General features: G+C 59.3%; 2 protein-coding genes. Both read left to right on the top strand.

Features of this window, described 5'->3' with window-relative positions:
- The first annotated feature begins 276 nt into the window (after positions 1–276).
- Entirely contained in the window at positions 277–1,764 is a 1,488-nt protein-coding gene (locus tag AC5RWD_RS23015; RefSeq protein ID WP_494022236.1) for an APC family permease, read from the top strand.
- A 255-nt stretch (positions 1,765–2,019) separates the two neighbouring features.
- Positions 2,020–3,201, top strand: a complete 1,182-nt coding sequence (locus AC5RWD_RS23010; protein WP_494022235.1) for a cation:proton antiporter — start codon at positions 2,020–2,022, stop codon at positions 3,199–3,201.
- Positions 3,202–3,830: the final 629 nt, after the last annotated feature.

Raw genomic sequence — 3,830 nt, 5'->3', positions numbered from 1 at the left:
TCATGCTCGAACCCCACGGCTTCTTCAACCAAAACCCCACCCTGAACCTCCCCACCGAAAACCGCACCACCAACGGCGGCCACTGCTCCACCGGCAAGTAGCAATTCAAAGTCGAGATCGCGGGAGCACAACCGTGCACAAGCCCACGGCGCTCCCGCGATCTCGCCACCTACGTGCTCGGATATTTGCATCTGCGGGTCCGCTTTGTACTCCCCGCAGGCCAACGGGATCGACGCAGCGTAGGCGCAAGACGATCAGTTCATCAAAGGAGATGTCATGAGTGAAAATCGTTCGGACGGCAGCGATCATCTGAAAAGATCGATCGACTGGAAGCAGGGTATGGCCATTGCACTTGGCGTACCTCTGCTGATTCTGCCGTCCCTGGGCTACCTGCCGATGTACCTGTCTGCCGCAGCAATCCTTATCTGGGGACTATCGGTCCTTCAGGGATTCCTGCAGAATGCGGCGTACGCCGAAATGGCCACCACCTTTCCCAAAGCCTCCGGTCTGCCAGGCTTCGCCCAGTTGGTATTCCGCAGCGAGAACTACAAGGGCAAGTACGACAAAGGCAAACTGATCGGGGGCTTCACCGCCTGGAGCTACTGGTTTGGCTGGAATCCGATACTGGCGATCTTCGCCATCTTGGTCGGCGGTTACCTGCACGGGCTGTTTCCGGTACTGGGCGAGACCTTTAGCGAATACCAGCTCGCACTGATCTCCGGCCTGGTGATATTCACCGGACTGTTCGTGGTGAACTGGTTCGGTCTCAAGGATGGCGCCATGCTGGGTTACATCCTGGCGGCCATTTCGCTGATCCCACTGGTTGTCCTCGCCGTAGCACCTTTTGCTACCGGCCACGTTGAAATGGCCAACATCACCGGCAGCTGGTGGCCGACTGACTGGGCCTGGGACCTGCACCATGTCCTGATGCTGTTTGGCATCTTTGGAATCGCACAGTGGAGCGCCTGTGCCTGGGAAACGGCCGCCATCTACGGCCCTGAATACAAGAACCCCGCGAAGGACGTTCCCAAGGCGCTGCTTGCCTGCGGTCTCATCTGCCTGGTCCTGTATGTACTGCTGCAAACGGCGGTCATCGGTGTACTTGGTGTAGAGGGTGTACAGGCCGAAGCGGTTTCGCCCCTGATTCCGGTAGCCCAGGCTACCTTTGGCCAGGCCGGTTCAATCATCACGATCATCATGCTGGTCGCCGCCATGATTCTGGTCATCCAAACGGCGTACCTTGGTTCGTCGCGCGCCATGCACTCCATGTCCGCCGAAGGTAACCTTCCCAAATTCATCGGCAAAACGAACCGGCAAGGAACTCCGTTCGTTGCCATGCTGATCATCGGCGCCTTCAACCTGGTGTTGATTTCCATGGGAAACGCCGCCGCAATTCTTGCCGCCTCCGCGATTGGCTACACCCTTGCCAACGGCATCAGCCTGTTTGCCTATGTCAAAGCAAAGAAACACCCGGCCTTGGCAAGCCTGGAACGGCCCTTCAAAGCACCGAAGGGCTGGAAGCATGTGGCTCTGATCTTTGGCCTGTTCAACGTGCCGTTGTGCGTGGTCGGCGTGGTCTACCTCAACAGCCTGGAGATTGGCTGGACCTCAACGTGGGTTGGCTTCCTCGTACTGGCGCTTTACCTACCCATCTGGTTCTACACGCAGCATGAGTCGCGCCGTGCGAGCAGCAAGGCAGCCGCGACCCGCATCCCGGAGTACGAAACCGCAGATCCCGAGAGGGTTCTGGATCCTACTCCGTGACATAACCGGTCCCCAGGCCACCTAGGCCTAAAAATCCGGTCCCCGGCGCTCGTCAGTCGCGCCGGGGACCGGACCCACTTAACTCAATTCTGTTAGTGGGACCGTGAGGTACAACCACAGGAATGAATGCTTCAGAGAGGAAGCCATCATGTCCACCACTTACAGCTTTTTGTCGCTTGCCGTTGGCAGCACGGTCGCAGGCAGGCGGTGCGGTGTCTCCCCTGTGGCCATAATCCTGCAGCGGGGATAAAGGCCATGGACGCGCTAGCCGTGAGCCTCGTTGAACTGGGCGCGGTTGTGTTCTGCCTCGGCCTCCTCGCCAAACTGGCCGGAAAATTCGGAACGTCACCTATCCCCCTCTACCTCCTCGGCGGACTCGCCTTTGGCACGGGCGGGATTGCCGAGCTTGGAGGCATGAAGGAATTTGCGCATCTCGCCGGTGAGATCGGGGTTATCCTACTGTTGCTTATGCTTGGCCTGGAATATACGGCGTCCGAGCTTTTCGCCGGCCTGCGAAGGTCATGGCAGGCCGGAATCGTCGACTTGGTCCTGAACTTTCTGCCTGGGGCAGGACTTGCCCTTTTGCTCAATTGGGGGCTGGTGGGCGCCATGGTGATGGGCGGCGTAACCTACATTTCGTCGTCGGGCATCGCGGCTAAGGTGATCAGCGATTTGGGCCGGCTGGGCAACCGCGAAACCCGGGTGGTGATCTCCATCCTCGTTTTTGAAGATCTCACGATGGCCGTGTACCTTCCAGTCCTCACCACGGTAATTTCCGGAGTCAGTTTCCTCGCCGGGCTCACAACAGTGGGCGTCGCGCTGGCCGTGGTCAGCGTCGTTCTCGTGGTTGCGCTGCGTCACGGACACCATGTTTCCAAGGCTGTTCACAGCGAGAATTCAGAGGTGTTCGTCCTGAAAGTTCTGGGGGCGGCCCTGCTCGTGGCTGGCGCGGCATCAGCCATGCAGGTGTCAGCGGCAGTAGGCGCCTTTTTGCTCGGCATTGCCATCTCCGGGGCCACATCGCACAACGCAAAGCTCGTCCTGACGCCACTGCGGGACCTTTTTGCCGCCATCTTCTTCGTGGCGTTCGGGTTGAACACCGATCCGGCGTCCATCCCGCCGGTTCTTGGCTTGGCGCTCGTGCTCGCCCTTGTCACCGCGGCCAGCAAAATGGCCACAGGCGTCTGGGCTGCGAAGCGTGCAGGTATTGCCCGCACCGGCCAGCTCCGTGCCGGAACGGCGCTCATCGCCCGAGGGGAGTTCTCGATCGTTATAGCCGGCCTGGCGGTGGCGGCCGGCGTCGTAAGCCAGGAAGTGGCGGCCATGGCTACGGCCTATGTGCTGGTCATGGCCGTTCTGGGCCCGTTGGCCGCGCGCTATGTTGAACCGCTGGTGGAATTCGTGCTGCGGCCAGGGGGTGTGGTTACGAAGGCGTGACCTTACGCCACCGCGCCTTTCCACGACCGCCCACTTCGGCCTGTCATCGTCATGAAAGCGGATGCTCTCAGCTGTACAGCTGAGAGCATCCGCTTTTTACCGTTATGGGCCGAGCGCTCCATGTTCGGAACTTGTGGCACCCCCTCCGAGGCGTTCGCCTAGGGCTTTTTCCAGGGTCAGGTAAGTGTCCGGCGGCGTGCCCGGGGTGGTTCCGAATGTTTCCGGCACGTTAACTGGCATGGGAATTTCCGGTCCCGAATTTCTCAAGTAAATGTTTATAAATGGCTCGCCTAAGGCAATTCCCTCACGTAGTTTTACTTGTGAAAGGAACGCAGGTGACCCGCATCACAGCGGCCAGGCTCGAAGCCGAACCGGGCCGGCCCTCTAGGAATAGAGGACGTCATTTGCGCCAGATGAACAGTTCTGACAACGACGACCAGTACTGGGAATCACGGGACCTTTTGTGTCATCGATCCCTACGCGAAAACCACCTCCATGGCGCCTGCGCCGTGAGCTGTGTTCATGGGTTCCGTAGGCATCCTCATCACGTTCTATCTAGGAGATAAGCATGACTCTCGATATTGAAACCTCGGCTGTTGTTGGGGTGGCTCATCCGTTGGATCCGTTGT

This window comes from Arthrobacter sp. CMU6 (assembly GCF_059090205.1).
This window is presented reverse-complemented; position numbering and strand designations above follow the sequence as displayed.

Bases quoted from the DNA above. Each gene is read 5' to 3' on its own strand.
- AC5RWD_RS23015 (WP_494022236.1), top strand. From the start codon at position 277: ATGAGTGAAAATCGTTCGGACGGCAGCGATCATCTGAAAAGATCGATC.
- AC5RWD_RS23010 (WP_494022235.1), top strand. From the start codon at position 2,020: ATGGACGCGCTAGCCGTGAGCCTCGTTGAACTGGGCGCGGTTGTGTTC.